Annotated in this window: 28 protein-coding genes; 18 read left to right on the top strand and 10 right to left on the bottom strand. The window is 66.8% G+C overall.

Annotated features, from left to right (window positions below; all coding sequences use genetic code 11):
* Positions 1 to 27: 27 nt before the first annotated feature.
* The 9 genes from FVQ98_RS14645 to FVQ98_RS14610 all read right to left on the bottom strand — a co-directional run bounded on the left by FVQ98_RS14645 (position 28) and on the right by FVQ98_RS14610 (position 4,572).
* Entirely contained in the window at positions 28 to 441 is a 414-nt protein-coding gene (locus FVQ98_RS14645) for an Lcl C-terminal domain-containing protein (RefSeq protein WP_147914192.1), read from the bottom strand.
* A 52-nt stretch (positions 442 to 493) separates the two neighbouring features.
* The gene (locus FVQ98_RS14640) at positions 494 to 829 is read right to left on the bottom strand and encodes a hypothetical protein (RefSeq protein ID WP_147914191.1); all 336 of its coding nucleotides are present in this window, start codon (positions 827 to 829) and stop codon (positions 494 to 496) included.
* Positions 826 to 1,335, bottom strand: a complete 510-nt coding sequence (locus FVQ98_RS14635) for a hypothetical protein (protein ID WP_147914190.1) — start codon at positions 1,333 to 1,335, stop codon at positions 826 to 828. The genes FVQ98_RS14640 and FVQ98_RS14635 overlap by 4 nt, the downstream gene beginning before the upstream one ends.
* Positions 1,332 to 1,547 (bottom strand): hypothetical protein, encoded by a 216-nt coding sequence (locus FVQ98_RS14630; protein WP_255507796.1) that lies wholly within the window; start codon positions 1,545 to 1,547, stop codon positions 1,332 to 1,334. Before FVQ98_RS14630 ends, FVQ98_RS14635 begins: the two co-directional genes overlap by 4 nt.
* Positions 1,544 to 1,696 carry a hypothetical protein gene (locus FVQ98_RS19725; protein ID WP_187265752.1) on the bottom strand — a complete coding sequence of 51 codons (153 nt, stop codon included), beginning with the start codon at positions 1,694 to 1,696 and terminating at the stop codon, positions 1,544 to 1,546. The genes FVQ98_RS14630 and FVQ98_RS19725 overlap by 4 nt, the downstream gene beginning before the upstream one ends.
* A 137-nt stretch (positions 1,697 to 1,833) precedes the next feature.
* Positions 1,834 to 2,211 (bottom strand): hypothetical protein, encoded by a 378-nt coding sequence (locus tag FVQ98_RS14625; RefSeq protein WP_147914189.1) that lies wholly within the window; start codon positions 2,209 to 2,211, stop codon positions 1,834 to 1,836.
* Entirely contained in the window at positions 2,208 to 2,447 is a 240-nt protein-coding gene (locus FVQ98_RS14620; RefSeq protein WP_147914188.1) for a hypothetical protein, read from the bottom strand. Before FVQ98_RS14620 ends, FVQ98_RS14625 begins: the two co-directional genes overlap by 4 nt.
* Positions 2,448 to 2,610: 163 nt before the next feature.
* Positions 2,611 to 3,645 carry a hypothetical protein gene (locus FVQ98_RS14615; RefSeq protein ID WP_147914187.1) on the bottom strand — a complete coding sequence of 345 codons (1,035 nt, stop codon included), beginning with the start codon at positions 3,643 to 3,645 and terminating at the stop codon, positions 2,611 to 2,613.
* Positions 3,646 to 3,717: 72 nt separating this feature from the next.
* Positions 3,718 to 4,572, bottom strand: a complete 855-nt coding sequence (locus FVQ98_RS14610) for an XRE family transcriptional regulator (RefSeq protein WP_147914186.1) — start codon at positions 4,570 to 4,572, stop codon at positions 3,718 to 3,720.
* 212 nt (positions 4,573 to 4,784) lie between these two features.
* Here FVQ98_RS14610 and FVQ98_RS14600 point away from each other — a divergent pair, with 212 nt between their 5' ends.
* Complete coding sequence (locus FVQ98_RS14600) at positions 4,785 to 5,003, top strand: hypothetical protein (protein ID WP_147914184.1); 219 nt, start codon at positions 4,785 to 4,787, stop codon at positions 5,001 to 5,003.
* Between the two features lie 164 nt (positions 5,004 to 5,167).
* Here the strand turns inward: FVQ98_RS14600 and FVQ98_RS14595 are convergent, their stop codons facing one another.
* The gene (locus FVQ98_RS14595; RefSeq protein ID WP_147914183.1) at positions 5,168 to 5,545 is read right to left on the bottom strand and encodes a DUF2513 domain-containing protein; all 378 of its coding nucleotides are present in this window, start codon (positions 5,543 to 5,545) and stop codon (positions 5,168 to 5,170) included.
* 299 nt (positions 5,546 to 5,844) lie between these two features.
* Here FVQ98_RS14595 and FVQ98_RS14590 point away from each other — a divergent pair, with 299 nt between their 5' ends.
* From FVQ98_RS14590 to gp17, 17 genes are all read left to right on the top strand, one after another.
* Complete coding sequence (locus FVQ98_RS14590; RefSeq protein ID WP_147914182.1) at positions 5,845 to 6,201, top strand: XRE family transcriptional regulator; 357 nt, start codon at positions 5,845 to 5,847, stop codon at positions 6,199 to 6,201.
* A 25-nt stretch (positions 6,202 to 6,226) separates the two neighbouring features.
* Positions 6,227 to 6,535, top strand: coding sequence for a hypothetical protein (locus FVQ98_RS14585; protein ID WP_147914181.1), 309 nt, complete (start codon positions 6,227 to 6,229; stop codon positions 6,533 to 6,535).
* 36 nt (positions 6,536 to 6,571) lie between these two features.
* The gene (locus FVQ98_RS14580) at positions 6,572 to 9,226 is read left to right on the top strand and encodes a VapE domain-containing protein (RefSeq protein ID WP_147914180.1); all 2,655 of its coding nucleotides are present in this window, start codon (positions 6,572 to 6,574) and stop codon (positions 9,224 to 9,226) included.
* Positions 9,213 to 9,473 carry a hypothetical protein gene (locus FVQ98_RS14575; protein WP_147914179.1) on the top strand — a complete coding sequence of 87 codons (261 nt, stop codon included), beginning with the start codon at positions 9,213 to 9,215 and terminating at the stop codon, positions 9,471 to 9,473. Before FVQ98_RS14580 ends, FVQ98_RS14575 begins: the two co-directional genes overlap by 14 nt.
* Positions 9,474 to 9,921: 448 nt before the next feature.
* Positions 9,922 to 10,242 carry a hypothetical protein gene (locus FVQ98_RS14570; protein WP_147914178.1) on the top strand — a complete coding sequence of 107 codons (321 nt, stop codon included), beginning with the start codon at positions 9,922 to 9,924 and terminating at the stop codon, positions 10,240 to 10,242.
* Positions 10,229 to 10,636, top strand: coding sequence for an antiterminator Q family protein (locus tag FVQ98_RS14565; RefSeq protein WP_147914177.1), 408 nt, complete (start codon positions 10,229 to 10,231; stop codon positions 10,634 to 10,636). Before FVQ98_RS14570 ends, FVQ98_RS14565 begins: the two co-directional genes overlap by 14 nt.
* A 148-nt stretch (positions 10,637 to 10,784) precedes the next feature.
* Positions 10,785 to 11,159: an HNH endonuclease gene (locus tag FVQ98_RS14560; protein WP_147914176.1), complete on the top strand. Its 375-nt coding sequence runs from the start codon at positions 10,785 to 10,787 to the stop codon at positions 11,157 to 11,159.
* A gap of 126 nt (positions 11,160 to 11,285) precedes the next feature.
* A complete protein-coding gene (locus FVQ98_RS14555) occupies positions 11,286 to 11,843 on the top strand; it encodes a phage terminase small subunit P27 family (protein WP_147914175.1) in 558 nt (185 codons plus the stop codon).
* 3 nt (positions 11,844 to 11,846) lie between these two features.
* The gene (locus FVQ98_RS14550; protein WP_147914174.1) at positions 11,847 to 13,541 is read left to right on the top strand and encodes a terminase large subunit; all 1,695 of its coding nucleotides are present in this window, start codon (positions 11,847 to 11,849) and stop codon (positions 13,539 to 13,541) included.
* Positions 13,541 to 14,854, top strand: coding sequence for a phage portal protein (locus FVQ98_RS14545; protein WP_147914173.1), 1,314 nt, complete (start codon positions 13,541 to 13,543; stop codon positions 14,852 to 14,854). The genes FVQ98_RS14550 and FVQ98_RS14545 overlap by 1 nt, the downstream gene beginning before the upstream one ends.
* Positions 14,855 to 14,858: 4 nt before the next feature.
* Positions 14,859 to 15,740, top strand: coding sequence for a head maturation protease, ClpP-related (locus FVQ98_RS14540; protein ID WP_147914172.1), 882 nt, complete (start codon positions 14,859 to 14,861; stop codon positions 15,738 to 15,740).
* Between the two features lie 14 nt (positions 15,741 to 15,754).
* Positions 15,755 to 17,116 carry a phage major capsid protein gene (locus tag FVQ98_RS14535; protein ID WP_147914171.1) on the top strand — a complete coding sequence of 454 codons (1,362 nt, stop codon included), beginning with the start codon at positions 15,755 to 15,757 and terminating at the stop codon, positions 17,114 to 17,116.
* 51 nt (positions 17,117 to 17,167) lie between these two features.
* On the top strand, positions 17,168 to 17,356 hold the full coding sequence (locus FVQ98_RS14530) for a hypothetical protein (protein ID WP_147914170.1): 189 nt from the start codon (positions 17,168 to 17,170) through the stop codon (positions 17,354 to 17,356).
* Positions 17,353 to 17,829: a head-tail connector protein gene (locus FVQ98_RS14525; protein ID WP_147914169.1), complete on the top strand. Its 477-nt coding sequence runs from the start codon at positions 17,353 to 17,355 to the stop codon at positions 17,827 to 17,829. Before FVQ98_RS14530 ends, FVQ98_RS14525 begins: the two co-directional genes overlap by 4 nt.
* A gap of 2 nt (positions 17,830 to 17,831) precedes the next feature.
* Complete coding sequence (locus FVQ98_RS14520; RefSeq protein ID WP_147914168.1) at positions 17,832 to 18,170, top strand: phage head closure protein; 339 nt, start codon at positions 17,832 to 17,834, stop codon at positions 18,168 to 18,170.
* Positions 18,167 to 18,577 carry an HK97-gp10 family putative phage morphogenesis protein gene (locus FVQ98_RS14515; protein WP_255507795.1) on the top strand — a complete coding sequence of 137 codons (411 nt, stop codon included), beginning with the start codon at positions 18,167 to 18,169 and terminating at the stop codon, positions 18,575 to 18,577. The genes FVQ98_RS14520 and FVQ98_RS14515 overlap by 4 nt, the downstream gene beginning before the upstream one ends.
* Positions 18,561 to 18,923, top strand: coding sequence for a tail completion protein gp17 (gene gp17, locus FVQ98_RS14510; RefSeq protein ID WP_147914167.1), 363 nt, complete (start codon positions 18,561 to 18,563; stop codon positions 18,921 to 18,923). Before FVQ98_RS14515 ends, gp17 begins: the two co-directional genes overlap by 17 nt.
* Positions 18,924 to 18,987: the final 64 nt, after the last annotated feature.

The raw sequence follows: 18,987 nt of genomic DNA, 5'->3' as shown, positions 1-18,987 counted from the left end.
GCGTGGTGATGAAAAAGGATTGAAGAACTAAGCGCTGATGGGGATCAAGCGGACGGCAACGGCATGGGCCTCATAGCTCTTGCGGCTGGTGACCTGGAGGCCGTCGTCGAAGCCGCAGTACCAGGCGTAAGAGGCAAATTCCTCGTGCGTCTCGCTGGTCCAGTGCCATTCCTTGCGCAGGTGCTGGCGCAGGTTGGCAAACAGCAGTGCGGCTACCGGGCGGGTTGGCAGGGTGGCCTGCAGGCCTTCGGCCCAGGCGGTGGCGGCCGGCCAGTCGAGGTCGGTGCCTTGGTTGGGCAGCAGCGCAACGGCCATGTGCTGGCCGTCCGGCAGGGTGGTCAGGCCAGCGAAGATGCCGCCGCCCAGTGGGGCGCCGATCGGTGGCAGGCTGGTGAACGTGGTGCAAGCGTCTGCACAGTTGGTCGGTGTGGGTCCGGTCATGGTTGGCTCCTGTGAAATGAAGTGGTCGGATCTGTGGTCCCTGCGCGCGGCATCAGCTGTTGCCACCCGCGTGGTGCTGTCTGGCCGGGGTTGATGCTTTTGGCACATCCCCTTCCGTGTACTGGCTCGCCACCCGGTGCGCGCGGCGTTGGCCGCCGATCAGGCTGGGCTTGCTGAAGGCGTCCAGCGCGCCGGGGCGGCCGGTGTAGGGCGCCAGTTCGCTGCCGGTGTAATCGTCCGGGCCGGCCTGCTCAGGGGTCGACGCGCGGCGGGTTTGGTAGCCCACGCGCTCGGCGCGCTGTTCGCTCAGCGCGCGGCCCTTGTGCAGGGTGGCGCGCAGGTGCTGGGCGGCCTTCAGGTCGGGGTTGGCGGGGTTGGGCGCTCTCATGCCGGCACCCCGTTGCCTTGCATCTGTTTCAGCACGCGGCGGTGGCCTTCGTCCACGGCGGCGTTGATCTGCAGCGGGGTGCTGAGGCGCACGATCTGGCTGTACAGGTCCAGCGCCTCGCGCACGTCTTGAATGCCCTGGCCGGTGAAGCCATAGCGGCCGTGCCGATCGCGCAGCGCGGCGCAGTGGCGCAGGGCGTCGTGCGCGGCGAGGATGGCGTCCACCACCTCCTGGCCGATGGCTTCGGCCAGCACCAGGGCGGTGTTCAGCGATCCTCCCAGGCGGTTGAACAGCTCGGGGTCGCTGCTGCCGTTCTTCAGCGCGTCAAAGCAGCTGTGCAGCTCCAGCATGATGCCGTCGTGCTGTGCCTCGGTGGTGGGCTTGTTCAGCTCCAAGACCGTGGCGATCTTCACCAGGCACTGGGCCTTGCGCAGGCTGGTCTGCGTGGCCACGTCCATGGGGGCGTGGCCGGTGCGCGCGATGGCGCGGCGGGTGGCGCGGTTCATCGCTGCAGCCTCCCGCCCGCGCGCTGAAAAGCGGCGGTAAAGACTTCCTCGGCCTCGGTGCCGAAGGGGTAGGGGCAGGCGTCGAGCAGCGTGGCGCCGGCCTGGGCGGCGGTGCGCGCTTCCGCTTCGACCGCAGCGCGCTCCGCAAAGTACGGCGTGCCATCGGGCGTGTTGCCCTTGTGCACGCGTGTGGACGGGGTGACGGTGGTCATGCTGGCGCTCCTGTGGCCTTGGCGATGGCGGCGCGGATGGCGTTCGATTCGCTGATGTCGCCGAAGTGGTCGACCAGCGGCAGCACGCGCTCGAGGGCGGCGATGAGGGTGGCGTTGACCTCTTCGGCTTGCGCGAGAGCGGCGCGCATTGCCGCCCGTTCGGCCTTTCGGCGCTCAATTCCGCGCAGGATGGCGCTGTTCTCGACGTTCGCTCGGCCAATGGTTGGGCGGTGGACACCACCAGCTTCGACGCCCAATGGCCCTGGCATGTGCTTGCCCTGCCCGCTCACCGCACACCCCCTCTCGCCACCAGCTGCACCGCCACCTCGGCGCGGGCGCGGCTGGCCTCGTCCCACAGCTCGGGCCGCTCGCCCTGGGCCTGCGCGATGGCGGCGGCCAGGTCGGCCTGGGTGTCGGCTTCGGCCTGCGCGTCGCTGGGACCGCCCAGGTGCGACAGCACGAAGGCCACCACCACCAGCAACACCGCCAGCCAGGCCAGCGCGGCGTCGGCGCTGCCCCACACGTGGCCGGCGGGGCGGTGGATGGCCGTGGCGTAGTCCGCGTCCTTGAAGGCCTGGCCCGCCGTGCGGGCAAAGCGTGGGGGCATGTACGCGCTGTGGCGGCTGTGCTCGGCCGCGCCCTTGGGGGTGGGGTGGCGGCTCATGCGGCCTCCCGCGCGTCGTCGCGCCGTTCAATGCGTAGCACGCGCTCGCCGCTGACCTGGCCGGCCTTCAGCGTGGCGTCGTCGGCGTTGGCGGCCTGGACCTGGACGAAGGGCAGCTGGCCCTTGTCGGCGGCTTCTTCAACGTCGGCCGCTTCGACCTTCTTCGGCCACAGGGTGGCGCGGTAGCTGTGGTGGGTGATGGGCCGCGCGCGGTGGCCGGGTGTCGGGGTGTGCATGGTGCCTCCAAAGCGGCGGGGTGCCGCGATGGATCGCATGTTGCCACAAGAAAAACTAGCACACAAGTAAAACTAGTGAATTTCTTGCGCGACTTCCTGTGAAGACGAGGCGTCAGGCACAAAAAAAACCGTCTGGCGACGGTTCAAGGAAGTGAGACTACATCTATCGTCTGCCGCAGAAACGGGCGACTTCCTCCTCGCTGGCAGACGTGGAGCGGACCCGCTCTATCACATCTTCAGCGCAATAGCTGTTGGTCGGAGTGACCTTCGCCGTGTCTTGTATGGCTCCGCCCTCGCCAAACGCCTGCGCGTAGATTTGTCCGGTTGTTTTATTGAAAACGAAGAATTGATTCAGCGAACCGTACATCGCATGAAAGTTCTGAATCGTTTCAAATGGAAGGTCTCGGGTCGGCGAAGTGCGGTCCGTATATTCAAATAACGTTGGCGCCGCGAATGTAACGACGTACATACACTGAATGTCTGAATCATTGGCGCGCGCCTCGTTGGATGGCATGGGAAAGCCAACGGAGATATGGCCGAAATCCTTGCCATAGGATGAGTACCGCAGTTCGCTGGATAAAACACCGGATTTGTAGATTGGGGCGATGCTCGTTTTTGGAATGGCGATAGAGTAGGGATCGCTTGTGATCTTGCTGACCTGTGTCTCTGCGCCATAGGCATTTTGACCAGTGTATGTTTCAGTCCTCTTATTGACGGTTTGCAGAGAAATGACTCTTAAATCATGCGTCGCTGCGTTTATCGTTTGAACCGCGCTGTAATCCTTGACTGAAACGGCGATAGCGGTGACTAAGTATTTTTGTTCATCGCTCTTGTAATGATTCCTGCAACTGCCTGGCATGGCGATTGGCCCGACCGACTGAATCTTTTGCGCTACGGCAGCCACGTACGTGTTGCGATCGTCGGTCGTGGAGAACTTGTCCGGTTTGCCGGGCACCTCTCGAATGAGGTCAGAAAGCCAGCCATAGACTTTGACCGGATCATTGCTCAGATAGGACGGCAGCGGTGTGCCCGCTACAAAGCCGGCCGGTTTGAAAGGAGAGGGAGCCATAGGCGCTATCTTCTGCCCTACTGGGGAAGCTGTCGAGCGCGCTCGAGACTGCTTACCCCCTGACTGCTGGGCAAATGCGCCTGTGATGGCAAGGGCTGAAGATAGAGCGGCGATCAGAGATTTGCGCATGGCGTTGCTTGGCTGCGGCTGACACAATATTTTACATCGTCAGCTATGAGCAAGGCAATGCCCCGAATGCACTTACAGCCCGCCTGGGCCAGATTTATCGCGCACCCTTCCGATTACAGCGATGTGCTCTGCCACTACTTCGGCAGACAGCTCTTCGTCTTGTGGGTGGTGGAGCGGATTATCGGAGTGCAATATCAATCCGCCGTCCAGTCTTTTATATAGTCGCTTAATCTTCAGTTGTTCGCCATATCGTATAGCATAAACCCTTCCTTCGATGATATTGGTTTCTGCCATGTTCACGAGAACGGTATCGTCCTGGAATAGTGTGTTTTCCATACTGCTGCCGTCGACCTTGAATCGCTTGCACTGGGCAGGATTGATCCTTTGCTCGCGAAACCAGCTTTCCCTGTACGTCGCAGGTGTACTTTTTTCGATCAATTCATACTCGGGCACTATATACCCGTCTCCTCCGGTGAACCGGACGATCGATTCTTTTATATTGAGATAACCTTTGGGCACGGCTTCCTCTGCCGTCAGTACGGCGACGGGTGATCCGCCATAGCCCCCGAGCAGGTTCGCGACCGACATATCAAAAAGCGCCGCAACGACCTCCAGCCGCTTGCGCTTTGGAGCTGTTCCGGCGTCCTCTTTCTCCCATTGCTGCACAGCCTGCCAGGACAGCGGCTTTTGCAGGCCCTCCATGGCGCTCACTTTGGCAGCTAGGTCCTCCATCGACCAGCCTCGGGCCTCACGTTCGCGCTTGATGGTTTGGTGAATTGACATGATCACAAGTGTTGCTTGTGCGGGGTTGCGCGTCCACACAAGATCAACTAGCATTGCTAGAAATTCTTGTGAGATACCAGTGAGCAGCACCACGGACTTGAAGGCGGTCGTTCGCGCGGCCGCCGATGCGGCCATCGTTGCCATGGGTGGCCCCGTCGAAGCGGCGCGAAAACTTGGCGGCGATGCGACTTATCAAGCCATTCAGAGCTGGCGATCCAGCGGCGTACCGGCGCGCTGGTGTCGCAAGGTGAGCGAGCTGTCCGGCGTGTCTGTAGTCCAGCTGCGAGCCCAAGACTGGCAGGACTACTGGCCAGAACTGGCCTCGGCGCCCGCCACCCAAGCCGGGGAGGGCGCCAATGTCTGACCTCGCCACCGCGTTGCTCGCCAAGGCCCTGGGCCTTCCCGAAAAAACCACCAAGGCCGTGATCACGCTGGAGCGCGATTGCTGCCCCGTGGTCGACCTGACCTTGTTGGTGCCGTCCATTTCGCCCGAGGGCGAGCGTGGCCTGGAAGAGGTGCAGCGCCGCTGCTGGCTTGTGGAGGCGATCGGCCGCAAGGAGGGAGGGGCGCGATGACCGACTCACTCCATTTGCGTGTCGCGCGCCGCGCAGCCGGCTGGCTGGAGCGCGCAGGGGCCGCGCCCCAGATGTTCGCTCAGTTGCGTCAGACGGACTACGTGTTCTGGTCCAAAGACCCGGCCGAGCGCGCGCTGCTGGCTGCGGCGGCGGAACTGGTCGACCTACTGGCCGAGTCGCCCGAGGGTCGGCAGGCCCTGGCTGATCTCCGTTTTGAGCCATTCCTTCAGCAAGTCGAACGTCCAGGAGGCTGAGGGTTTGATGACCGTTTCTTTGGCTTTCTTCCAGATCGTGTCGCTGCGCACGGCGTCGGCGAATTCGCAGCCGGCCCAAGTCAGGCGCCAAACGAAGGCGTACTGGCCGTCGGATTCGCTCATGCCGACACGCACATTGGCCTTGACCAAGCCTGCCTCCTCCAGCCAAGCCACGTGCATGACGAACTCGCGTTCGTCGACCCCCGCAAGCTGTTGGAGTTGCGCGTACTGCGGCAGGTCCGCCGTTGCCAGGACGATCCGCCGGATCAAGTCCATGTCCCGTTTCATGTCCGCCCTCCGTGGCGATGGTTGTGTAGCAGCGCCCATCGTAGCTGCGGCAGGGGCGGGCGCCCCTTGTCTCCTGACCGCCCACTGCGGTCTTTTCCTCGGCCTTCGGGCCGGGGGCCTTTCTGACGCATCCGTTCGCAACCAGGTCGGCCACCGCGTGCCTGCCCGCCGGGGTGCCGGCAGCGTTCGGGTGCGTCAGAAAGGCGTGGGTCAAAGCCGTGTGCATGGCTTTTATTTTTCGTCCTGGGCAACTGGTGATTCAACCGGTGATTCGTTGAAATTTATCTATGGGGGCAGCCATGGAAAGACTACAGAAGGAGCTGGCGCTGTTGGGCCGGCTGGATGCGCCGTCGGTGGCGCCAATAGCGGTGGTGACGCTGGCGCGCACGTACCGCGACGCGGTGCGGCTGGCGTGGGCGCGCAAGCGGGTGCACTACGCCACGCAGCGGCAGCTGGCGGCCGAGACGGGTATGCCGCCGCAACACGTGTCGGACTACCTGCACACGGACGACGGGCCTACCCGGCGCGACTTGCCGGCCTGGCGCATTCCGGAGTTCGAGGCGTTCGTGGGCAACACCATCGTCTCGCAATGGCTGGCGTTGCAGGCGCGGCTGACGGTGCTGGAAGAGCTGCAGGCCAGCCGGCTGGCGGCGTAGCGGGGCAGCGCACCGGAGGCGCCGCATGAGGCCCGCCGGTGAAGTGCGCCAGGCGCTGCTGCAGGCGGCCGCTGATCTGACCACGCCGGACCGCGCGCCCACCTTGGGCGAGCTGGCCGAGCACGCCCAGGTGGGCTATGCGCACGCGCGCTGGTCGGTGCAGAACATGGCGCGGGCAGGGGCGCTGCGCATCGTGCGAACGCGCCGCGTGGCCTACCGCAACCGGCCGGTGGCGGAGTACGTGCTGGCCGACCGCACACAGCAGGGGCAGGGCGCGGGCGCAGGGCACTTTGCGCTGCAGGCGGCGGTGCGGGCATGGGGTGTGGCCGCCTGACGGGCGCGCCACAGGAACAGAGCGAAGGGGCGGGGTTTGAACCAGTCACGGGCGCCGTTGCCGCCCATCAATTTCGCGGCGCTGGCCGATGCGCTGTTGGCGCGGGCCGACGCGCTGGTGGCGGCCTGGTTGCCGGGTGGCCACCGCGAGGGGCACGAATACAAGTGCGGCAGTCTTTCCGGGGGCAAGGGCAGCAGCTGCTCGATCAACCTGACGACCGGTGCCTGGGCCGACTTCGCCACCGACGAAAAGGGTGGCGACCTGATCGGGCTGTACAAGGCCATCCACGGCCTGGCCGACATGGGCAAGGCAGCCGTGCAGGTGGCGCGCGACGAAGGCCTGGAAGACGTGGCCGGGGTGCAGCGCGACACGCAGCACCAGCGGGCAGAGCGCCCACCCGCGCCGCCGGCACCGCCCGCACCCCTGCGCCCACGCGAGTCCTGGCAGACCCTGCTGCCGGTGCCGGACTTTGCGCCCGCGCCCACCTTCAGCCATTACCACCGCGGCGCCGACACCATCGCGCGCAAGGCCACCTACCGCGTGGGTGGGCAGCTGCTGGGCTACGTGGTGCGCTTTCGCACCAGCGATGGCGGCAAGGACGATATCCCCTACACGTTCTGCCAGTCCGCCGCGGACGGTGCGGCCAAGTGGCAGTGGCGCCAGTTCGACGAGCCGCGCCCCCTGTTCCTGCCCGGTGGCGAGCTGCCCACGCGCGAGGGCGAGCCGCCGCGCACCGTGGTGCTGGTGGAAGGCGAGCGCAAGGCCGAGATGCTGCAGGCGCTGCTGGATGGCGGTGCGCCCGGCGTGTACGTGGTGGCCAGCTGGCCCGGTGGCAGCAAGGCCTGGGACAAGGCGCTGTGGTCCTGGGTGGCCGGCTGCACGGTGGTGGCCTGGCCCGACTGCGATTCGCAGCGCGAGCAGCTGACCACGGCCGAGCGCAAGGCCTGCGGTGATGACCCGGTGGCGCTGGAAGTGGCGCGCGCGGCCAAGCCCTTCAAGCCCGCTGACAAGCAGCCCGGCCTGCTGGCCATGCGCCGCATCGGCTGGCTGCTGACGCGCGAGCACGGCTGCGCTGTGAGCATCCTGCCCATCGACGAGCCCGGCGTGCGCAAGAGCGGCTGGGACGCCGCCGACGCTATCGAAGAAGGCTGGGACTTCGACCGCGTGCTGAAGTACTTCGGCCAGGCGCAGCCCTTGCCGCCTGACCCGGATGCGGCCGCCCCCGAGCCTGCGCCTGGCGCGGGCGGTGGCGGCGAGCCGCCCAAAAAAATCGAAGGCCCCGTTGGCACTGCGGACGGGGATGATGTCGGTTCGTCGCGGCCGATGCCCTGGTGGCTGGCGCCGTACTGGGACGACGTCAAGGAGCGCTGGCTGGTCTCGCGCAAGCTGGTCATCCGCGCGCTGGAGGAAGATCCCGCGCTGGCTGGTGTGCTGGGCGCGAACCAGCTGACAAACACCATCGACGCGCGGCGTGACTGGCCTTGGCCGCACGGCAAGGCAGGCCCCGTGCGCGCCAGCACCGAGCTGATGCTGGGTGCCTACCTGAGTCGAACCTACGGCCTGCCCAGCATCGCGCGCGCGGCCCTGGCCGAGGGCATAGAGACGGTGGCTTTCTCGAACCCGTTTCACCCGGTGCGGGAATACCTCGCGGGTCTGGCCTGGGACGGCAAGCCGCGCTTGGCGAAGTGGCTGATGTTCGTGATCGGCGAAACGCCAGACACCTTGCCGCCGCGCGTGGCGGAGTACCTGGCGCTGGTGGGGCAGTACTTCGTCATGGGCCTGGTGGCGCGCGTGCTGGACCCTGGCTGCAAGTTCGACTATTGCCTGGTGTTGGAAGGCAAGGGCGGGCGCTACAAGAGCACGGCGCTGAAGACGCTGGTGGGCAAGGCGTTCTTCTCGGACACGCGCTTTGACGTGCAGAAGAACAAGGAAGCACAAGAGCAGGTGCAAGGCGTCTGGTTGTACGAGCTGGGCGAGCTGGCGCACTTCAACAAGGCGGGCGTGGACGAGATCAAGGCCTTCGTCAGCAGCGAGGTCGACCGCTACCGGCCTGCGTACGGCAAGCAGGTGGACAGCTTTCCGCGCCAGTGCGTGCTGGCCGCCACCACCAACAACCGCAAGTACCTGCGGGACAAGACGGGCAACCGCCGCTTCTGGCCGGTGCCGGTGGCGCACGTCATGAACGTGGCCTGGATCGAGAGGTGGCGGGACCAGCTGTTTGCGGAGGCGCAGGCGCTGTATCTGGCGGGCGAGCGCTACTGGCCCGACGAGGACACCGAGGAACGCCTGTTCGTGCCCATGCAGCAGGAGCGCCTGGTGGTCGACGCGATCGAGGAAGAGCTGCTGCGGCTGCTGACGCGCTCGCCCGGCGTCCAGGGCTCCGAGGCCGAAATCAACGAGCTGACTGCCCATGTCTCGGTCGCGCAGCTGATCAAGGCGCTCGGCGTCGACGTGGGCAAGGCCAATGCGGGTCTGCAGTCGCAGATCCGCGCCTGGCTGGATCAGGAGGGCTGGGACCAGAAGAAGGTGCCTGTCGGCCCGGTGCGCCTCATGCGGTACGTGCGCCCGGCCCGCTGGCCTGAGCCCGAGCTGGATGGCGACGAAGGTGCGCCACCAGATGTGCCTCCCGCCGGCGATGCCGGCGCGGTGGTGACCGCCAATGCCACAGGAGCTGACGATGAGCCGTTCTAGCGTGAGGGGGTTGCGTAAGCGTGCGCAGGCCCGAGTCCGTTTGGCCTGGCTGCTCAGGCGCCTGCAGCGCGAGGATGCGCAGCGTTATGCCGCCATTGGTGCAGCTGCGGACGCATGGGTCAATTCCATGTTCGAAGTGGATAGAAGGTTGGCGCAAGTCGTGTGCGACAGCTTTATGAGCGACCTGCGCAGGCTGTTCAAAGAGACGGTCCTCATGCCCATGGTGCGCGGCATCGTGAAGGACTGACCACCACGATGCGCCGCACCCTTTCATCAACCAGCACGGAGCTGCCGACGATGCACCCTGACCAGCCGGTCGCGGTGCGCGAATCGCGCCGTGCCCCCAACCGCACAAGACGCAAGACTGGCAGTGCGGGCCACGCAGTGGAGGGCGCACCGATGGTGCGGTGCGCCCGTGGGGGCGCGAACGCGGGGACGTCGGTGGGAGCGGCCATGTAGCGCCGCGCTGTCCACTGTCCGACGTGTCCACCCTTTTCCCATAGGGGGCTATGGATGCCACTTACCAACCCTGAGCGAGGTTGCGCCGCTGCATGGTCTGGTGAGTGTTTTAGGGGCGGTGGCCGATGCGTATTTGCCAATGCGGGCGGGCGAGTGCAGGCGTGTGCACAGGCACGCTCGCGCGCGCCCAGGGGTGCGATCTCACGATTTATCTCCTTAAAGAAGTGGAGGACAGAGTGGACAGCAGGACAGAGCAAGAACAGGCGGCAGCGGTGGCCAAGGGCCTGGCCACGATCAAGGCGCACATGCCCCAGACCTACGCGGACATCCAGGCCAAGGCCAAGGGGTCGCTGGGCAACGAGGCCTTCGCGCTGGTGCGCCGGTCACTGAGGGGTGAGCCCAATTGCTTCTACGCCATCGAGGGCGGCCACGTGGTGGGCGCACCCTTCATGGACATGGCGGCTAACCTGGAAGAAGTGATCACGTTGGGTTTGGCTTTCGGCATCGGCTTCATGATCGTCTGGCCGACGGGAGGGTCTGCGCATGGCACGCATTGAATGGGTGCGCCAGCGCCTGGAGAACTGGGCGCGCTGGACCACGCAGCGCAGCGAGGGCGCGCTGGGCTACCCGAAGCAGTCGGCCTTCGCGCGCCTGGCCGGGCGTGGGCGTCGTGCCGACACAGTGATCCCCATCGACAGCGTAGACGCCAGCCTGACCGACGATGCGGTGCAAGCCCTGCGCTGGGAGCGGCCGCACCTGTACCTGACGCTGGTGCACATCTACGTGCAGGGCTCGGACATCAAGCGCACGGCGGTCAAGCTGTGCAAGGCGGAGTCGACCATCAAGGCGCACCTGGAGCAGGCGGACCAGGCGCTGGCGATGTGGTTCCGCGACCGGGCGCGGCTGGCCGATGAGGTGCGCCAGCGCGCGGCGGGGGGTTTTACTACATAGACTTCTTTGGCACATTTCAGGCAAGCTGCAGCGAACGTGTGTCCCGAGGGTTTGTGCCCCCACCCCCCGAGCACCACGGCACACGTGCAGCCCACCCCGAAGCCCGGCAGGTTCGCCCCCTTGCCGGGCTTCACCTTTTGTAGCTGCCATGCCCAAGTCCGCCCCGCGCCCATGCTCTGCACCGGGCTGTGGCGTGCTGGTGCATGACGGATCAGGGCGCTGTGCCAAGCATGCACGCGCGGCCTGGGTCAAAGCCCAGCCGACCAAGCGCATCACCGGCCGGCGCCTGCAAGCCATGCGCGCTGCGCTGTTCGCCCGGTCGCCCCTGTGCGCCGAGTGCGAGCGGCAAGGCCGCGTGACCCCCGCCACCGAACGCGACCACATCGTGCCCCTGGCCGAAGGCGGCGCCGACGACGACACGAACGTGCAAGGCCTGTGCCATGCATGCCACGAAGAGAAGCGCAAGGCCGAATCCACCCGAGGCCAGCGCCGCGCCCGAGGCATCCCACCCCCAGCCCGGTGACCGCACCGACCGGGGGGGAGGGGGGTAAGAAAGTTCGCCCCCTCCACCCCGGAAACCGACCGGTTCCTCGAATTTTTGCGTGCGCAGGTTTCGGGGGAGGGGGTACCCAGATAGGAGTAGTGACAAGTGAGTGGTTCGCGTGGTCCTTTGCCCAAACCAGCGGCATTGCGCCTGCTGGAAGGCAACGCCAGCAAGCGTGCGCTTGACCTTTCGGCGGGCGTCAATCCGACGATTGCCGTTCCCGACGCCCCGCGCCACCTCGGCAGGGAAGCGCGCAAGGAATGGAAGCGCATCACGCCGCTGCTGGAAGAGCTGGGCCTGATCTCCGGCCTCGACCGCGCCGCCCTCGCGCTGTACTGCCAGACCGCCGGGCGCCTGGCTGAATTGGAGACCTCGTTCAACCGCAAGGTCGATCAGCGCGTCAAAGACGGCATGGATTACAGCGACGCCGTCTACGAAGTCAGCCACGCCATCACCCCCAGCGGGTACGCCCAGCAATCCGTCCTCGTGCAGCTCATCAGTCGCAACCGCGAACAGCTGCACCGCTACCTGCAGCACTTTGGCCTGTCGCCCGCCGCCCGCGGGCGCGTCCAGGCCAGCAACAACCAGCAGATCGGTCTGCCTGGCATTGAACCCAAACCCGAAGCGCCCGCCGGCTTCGCCAAATTCAGCGTCGTCAACTAACGCATGAGCGATCACTTGGCCTTGGCCCACCAGTACATGGACGGTGTAGCCAGCGGAGCCGTGCCCGCCTGTAAGTGGACCCGCCTCGCCGTCGATCGCCAACTCGCTGACCTCGCCCGCCCCATCTCCACCGACTGGCCCTGGACGTTCGATGCCCAGCGCGCCGTCCGTCCCTGCGAGTTCATCGAGCTGCTCCCCCACATCAAAGGCAAGTGGGCGCGTGAAGGACGTCTGATCGAACTCGTCGGCTGGCAGTGCTTCATCCTCACCACCGTCTTCGGCTGGGTCCACCGCGACACCGGCTTGCGCCGCTTCCGCGAGGTCTACATCGAAGTCCCCCGCAAAAACGCCAAGTCCACCCTCAGCTCCGGCGTCGCCCTCTACATGCTCACCGCCGACGGTGAACACGGTGCCGAGGTCTACAGCGCCGCCACCACCCGCGACCAGGCCCGCATCGTGTTCGATGACGCCCGCGGCATGGCCGAACGCTCCCCAGGCCTGCGCTACCACTGCGGCCTGGCCATCATGCAGCACAGCCTCACCGTCGCGCAGACCTCCAGCAAATTCGCCCCGCTCGCCGCGGAAGGCAGCACCCTCGACGGCCTCAACGTCCACTTCGCCGTCATCGACGAGCTGCACGCCCACAAGACCCGCGCCGTCTACGACGTCATCGACACCGCCCGCGGCGCGCGCGAACAGTCCCTGCTGTGGAACATCACCACCGCCGGCACCGACCGCAGCGGCATCTGCTACGAACGCCGCACCCACGTCACCAAAGTCCTCGGCGGCGTCGTGGACGACCCGGCCCTCTTCGGCGTCGTCTACACCCTGGACGAAGCCGACGACCCCTTCGACCGCGCCGCCTGGGCCAAAGCCAACCCCAACTGGGGCGTCAGCGTGCTGCCCGACGACATGGAAGCCGCCGCCCGCAAGGCCGAAGCCATGCCCTCGGCCCTCAACAACTTCCTCACCAAACGGCTGGACGTCTGGGTCAGCGGCGAATCCCCCTGGATGGACATGCGCGCCTGGGACAAGTGCGGCGCCCCCGCGCTGCGCGACCTCAGCGCGTTCGCCGGTCGCCCCGCCTGGATCGGCCTCGACCTGGCCCAGAAGAAGGACTTCGCTGCCGCCAGCCTCGTATTCCAGGACGACGACGGCCGCTGGTGCGTGTGCACACGTCTGTACCTTAACGAGCTGGCCATCCAGGAAAGCGGCAACGCCCACCTCGCCGGCTGGGCGCGCCAGGGCTACGTCAGCGTCACCGATGGCGACCTGACCGACTTCGACGTCGTCGCCGACGACCTGCGCCAGCTCTGCCGCGACTTCGACGTGCAAGAGATCGCCTTCGACCCGGCGCTGTCCATGTACTTCGCCGGCAAGCTGATTGAAGAGGGCCTGCCCCTGGTCGAAATCCAGCAGCGCTCCATGTTCTTCACCCAGCCGCTGCTTCAGATCGAGAACATGGTCCTCGAAGGCCTGCTGCGCCACGACGCCAACCCCGTCATGGCCTGGATGGTCAGCAACCTCGTCGTCAAGGTCAGCAAGTTCAACGAGCTGCGCGCCCCCACCAAAGAGCGCCCAGAAAACAAGATCGACGGCCCCATCGCCATGCTCATGGCGCTGGGCCGCGCGCTCGCCGCCCAACCCGCAGGCGACCTTGACGACTACCTCGCCAGCTTCGCCCCCGCCCCCGCCTGATGCCTTCAGCCACCTCACACACTGCCGCCCGCCCGCGCGGCCTGGGCCAGCGCATCCGCGCCGCCGTCGCCGGTTGGATGGGGCAGAGCGTCTCCCTCAGCGACGCCGAAGGCATGGCCGCACTGTTCGCCCGGCGTGAAGTGGCCGGGGTCGAAGTCTCCGGCCGCACCATCCTGTCGCTGTCCACCGTATGGGCCTGTGCCCGCCTGATATCCGAGACCATCGCCACGCTCCCGCTGTCGATGTACGAGCGCACCCCCACCGGCCGCCGCGTCGCTTCGGGTCACCGCCTGCACATGGTCCTGCACGATCAGCCCAGCGTGGACTCCACCGCCGCCGTGTTCTGGGAATCGGTCGTGGCCGCCATGCTGCTGCGTGGCAACGCCCATTGCGAAAAGCTCATCGTCGCCGGCCGCATCGTCGGCCTGGTCTTCCTTGCGCCCAACCGCCTCACCAAGTTCCGCCACCCCAACGGTGTGACCGAGTGGCGCTATTTCGAATCGAACGGCCGCCAGCGCACCATCCCCAACGCACGCATCTGGCACGTGCCGGGCTTCACCGTCGACGGCGAAAACGGCCTGTCGGTGATCGAGCACGGCGCCATCGTCTTCGGCAACGCCCTCGCCGCCGGCAAAGCCTCGTCCGACGCCTTCGGCAACGGCCTCATGCAGCCGCTGTTCTACAAGCTCGGCCAGTGGCTCAAGCCCGAGCAGCGCGAGGAATTCAAGAAGAGCGTCGCCGGCTCTATCGAGCGTGGTGAAACCCCGCTACTCGAAGGCGGCATCGGCGTCGACTCCATTGGCATCAAACCCGTCGACGCCCAGCTGCTCGAATCGCGCGCCTTCAGCGTGGAAGAGCTTTGCCGCTGGTTCCGCGTGCCGCCCTGGATGGTCGGCCACACCGAGAAGTCCACCAGCTGGGGCACCGGGATCGAGCAGCAGATGATCGGCTTCCTCACCTTCACGCTCGCCCCCTGGCTGCGTCGGATCGAGCAGGCCATCAGCAAAGACCTGCTCACCCCGGCCGAGCGCCTGCGCTACTACCCCAAGTTCGCTGTCGAAGGCCTGCTGCGCGCCGACAGCAACGGCCGCGCCACCTTCTACGGTGCCATGGTCAACAACGGCATCCTCACCCGCGACGAAGTCCGCTCCCTCGAAGACCGTGAACCCAAGGGCGGCAACGCGGCGGTTCTCACCGTGCAGTCGGCCATGACCACGCTCAACGGCATCGGCCAGACCAGCGATGCCGCCCAGGCCAGCGCCGCCCTGCGCGCATTCATCGGCGTCAGCGACACGCCACCACCACAGGACTGACCCCATGAGCTTGAAGCAACTACCGGGCGCCCCATCCGGCCGCCCCAGCGCCGCTGTGCGCAGCGAAATCCTGCCCCGCGCCTACGACCGCTGGAACCCCGGCCTGAAGGCAGCCGCCAGCGCAACCGACAGCGACCGCACCATTGGCATCTACGACGCCATCGGCTACGACTACTGGACGGGCGAGGGCGTCACCGCCAAGCGCGTCGCAGGCGCGCTGCGCAGCATGGGCCCCGGCCCCGTTACCGTCAACATCAACAGCCCAGGCGGCGACGTGTTCGAAGGCCTCGCCATCTACAACCTGCTGCGTGAGCACGATGGTGAAGTCACCGTCAAGGTCTTGGGCCTGGCCGCGTCGGCGGCCTCATTCATCGCCATGTCAGGCGACACCATCCAGTGCGCCCGCGCCGGTTTCTTCATGGTGCACAACGGCTGGGTTGTCGCCATCGGCAACCGCCACGACCTGCGCGAGGCCGCCGACTGGATGGAGCCCTTCGACGCCGCCATGGCCGACATCTACGCCGCCCGCACCGGGCAGGACGCCAAGGCCACCGCCAAGTTGATGGACGCCGAAGCCTGGATCAATGGCAGCGCCGCGGTAGAGCAGGGCTTTGCCGACGAGCTGCTGCCGTCCGACCAGGTCCAGCAAGGCGAAGGCAAAGCCCAGGCCACCAGTGTGCGCCGGCTCGAAGCCGCCCTGCGCGCCAGCGGCATGCCCAAGTCGGAGGCCATGCGCCTCATCAGCGAAGTCAAGTCCAGCGCGGGCGATCCCGCTGGCAGCGGCGAGGGTGATCCCGCCGGGCGCGGCCAACCGGCCGACTTTGTCCCCACCGGCCAAGCAAGCGCCATGTCGGCGTCCCTGGTCAACCTCATCCCCACCCTGTGAAAGGTAACGCTCCCATGAAAACCTCCCGTCTCTTTGCCGTCGCCGCCATGGCGGCCCTCGCCGTCGTGTCGCTCACCGCCCAGGCCATGGGCTTCGATGTCGCCGGCTTCGCCGCCGCCCACTCGGACGTCCTGGCCGGCCTGTCCATGCTCGGCCTGGCGGGCACCACCGCCAACGTGGAAACCGAATACAAGCAGGTTCAGGCCGACCTGAAGAAGGTTGGTGACGACCTCAAAGGCTACGCCGAACAGGCCCAGAAGGATCTGAAGGCCCACGCCCAACTGTCTGCCGACGCCAAGGCCAAGGTCGATGAGCTGCTGCTCAAGCAGGGCGAGCTGCAGGCCAACCAGCAGCACATCGAACAAGCCCTCGCCAAGCTGGAGGGCAGCGGCGCCGGTGGCGACGTGCAGCACCTGTCGCTGGGCCAGCAGTTCGTCCAGTCTGACGACGTCAAGGCCTTCCTCGGCAAGACCACGCCGCGCGGCCGGGTCGACCTGTCAGTCAACGCCGCCATCACCAGCCTGACCACGAACACCGATGGCGCCGCGGGCGACCTGGTGCAAACCACGCGCGTGCCCGGCATCGTGGCGCTGCCGCAGCGCCGCCTGACCGTGCGCGACCTGATCTCGCCCGGCCAGATGGACGGCAGCGCGCTCGAATACGTCAAAGAGACGGGCTTCACCAACGCCGCCGCGCCTGTGGCCGAAGGTGCCAAGAAGCCCGAATCCACGATGAAGTTCGACCTGGTCAGCACCACCGCCAAGGTCATCGCCCACTACGTCAAGGCCTCGCGCCAGATCCTCAGTGATGCTTCCCAGCTTGCCAGCCTGATCGATCAGCGCCTGCGCTACGGCCTGGCCTTCGCCGAGGAAAAGCAGCTGCTCAACGGCGACGGCACCGGCCAGAACCTGCTGGGCATCATCCCGCAGGCCACGGCCTACGCCGCCCCGTTCACGCCCGCCGGCACCGTGACCGAGATCGACAAGATCCGCCTCGCCTTGTTGCAGTCTGAATTGGCCGAGTACCCGTCCAGCGGCATCGTCATGCACCCCAGCGACTGGGCGCGCATCGAGCTGCTGAAGGACACCACCGGCCGCTACATCATCGGCAACCCGCAAGGCACCATCGGGGCCACGCTGTGGAATATCCCGGTGGTCACCACGCAGGCGATCGATGCCGACAAGGTGCTCACCGGCGCCTTCAAGCTGGGCGCCCAGCTGTTCGATCGCTGGTTGACCCGCGTCGAAGTCGCCACCGAGAACGAGGACGACTTCGTCAAGAACATGGTCACCATCCTGGCCGAAGAGCGCCTGGCCCTGGCCGTGTACCGCCCAGAGGCCTTCGTCTACGCCGACCTGGGCAACGTCGGTCCGTAACCCCGTTGGCGCCCCCTGGGCCTCGCGCCCAGGGGCGCTGGGATAACCTCCATGCTCATCCGCTTCATTGATCCCGATCCGCGCGCCGGCATGACGGTGCGCATGGACAGCCGCCGTGGCCAGGAGCTGGTCGACGCCGGCAACGCCGAGCCCGTGCCCGACACCCCTGTGGTCGAGCCCGCGCCTTCCAAGGACGCCACGGACGCGCCCAAGCCGCCCGCCCGCCGCACCAAGAAATGACCATCGTCACGCTGCCCGAGGCCAAGGCGCACCTGCGCCTTGAGCCCGACTACCCCGACGACCAGGTGCAAGACAAGCTCGCCGCTGCCGAACAGCGCGCCGCCCACTTCATCAACCGCGCCCTGTTCGGCACGGACGCGGACCGCCAGGCCGCTATGGCTGCCGCCCCTGCCGCCATCACCGCCGCAGGCGCCGCCTATACCGACGCGCTGGCGGCTGCCTCGGCCGTCACCGACCCAGTCGCCGCCTCCATGCTGCACGCGCAGGCCCAGACCGACTACGCTGCCGCCCAAGCGCGCGCGCGCGAAACCCTCGCCGGCATCGTCGCCACCAGCGACATCAAGGCCGCCATCCTGCTCATCCTGGGCAACCTGTACGAAAACCGCGCCGACGTCCAAGACGACCGCATGGCCGCGCTCCCCAACGGCGCGCAGTACCTGCTCATGCCACACCGCGTCGGCTGGGGGATCTGACCATGCGCATCGGCCAGCTCGACGTCCGCCTCACCTTCCAACACCCCAGCGGCGCCCTGGACGAGCTGGGCCAGCCCATCCCCGGTGGTCTGCAAGACGTCGCCACCGTCTGGGCCGCCGTGCGCCCCATGGGCAGCAACGAACGCGTCGCCGCCGCCCAGGCCCAAAGTGGGCAGACCCATGTCGTCACCACCCGTTGGTCGGCCGCGCTCGCCGCTGCCACCGGTGCCTGGTCCGTGCGCTTGGGCGCCCGCACCTTTGACGTCATCGGCCTGCCACGCTGCCCCGACGAAGGCCGCCAGTGGCTCGTGTTCGACTGCGCTGAAAGGGTGCCCCAATGACCGCCTTGCGCATGCAGTTCAACCCCGACGCGCTGCTGTCGCAGCTGGGCGCGCTGGAAGAAGGCATCAAGACCGAAGTCCTGCGCCCTGCGGCTGAAGCCGCCGCCCGCGTCTACCGCGACGATGTCATCCAGCGCGTGCCCAAGCGCACGGGCCTGCTGGCCAGCGCCATCTACGAAGCCTATTCGCCCGAACGCAGCGAAGACGGCAAGTCCCACACCTACCACGTCAGCTGGAACAAGCGCAAGGCGCCCCACGGCCACCTGATCGAGTTCGGCACCAGCCGCGCACCCGCCCACCCGTTCCTGCGCCCCGCCTACTACAGCGCGGGCGAACAGGCCATGGCCGCCGCGCGCCAAGTCATCGCCCAACGTGGCCAGCAGGTGATTGATGGCATTCGAAGCTGACTTTCTGGCGGCCCTGAAGGCGCAGTGCCCCTACGTCTTCGCCGGCATGGCCGACGCCACCGTGCCCGCGTCCAAGCCCTACGTGGTGTTCACGCAGGTCGGCGGCCCCGTCGTCAACTACGTGGAAAACAGCCAACCCAACCTGCAACAGGCCCGCATCCAGGTCACCGTCTGGGCGCCCACCACCTTGCAGGCCAACAGCATCAGCCGCGCGATCGAGCGCGCTCTGCGCGCCGCCACCGCCTTCACCGCCCGGCCGCTGGCCGCGTTCGACGCCGACCACGACCCCGACACCGGCCGCTACGGCGCCCGTCAAGACTTCATGTGCAGCTACCCCGACCCCTGAAGGTCACCGCTGCACAAAACCGAACCCGCCCTCCGGCGGTTTTTTTGTGCCCGCAAGGCGCACG

The organism is Ottowia flava, from assembly GCF_008017535.1.
In the GTDB taxonomy this organism is placed as follows: domain Bacteria; phylum Pseudomonadota; class Gammaproteobacteria; order Burkholderiales; family Burkholderiaceae_C; genus Ottowia; species Ottowia flava.
Note: the sequence above shows the minus strand (reverse complement) of the source record. Positions and strands in the feature narration are given on the sequence as shown.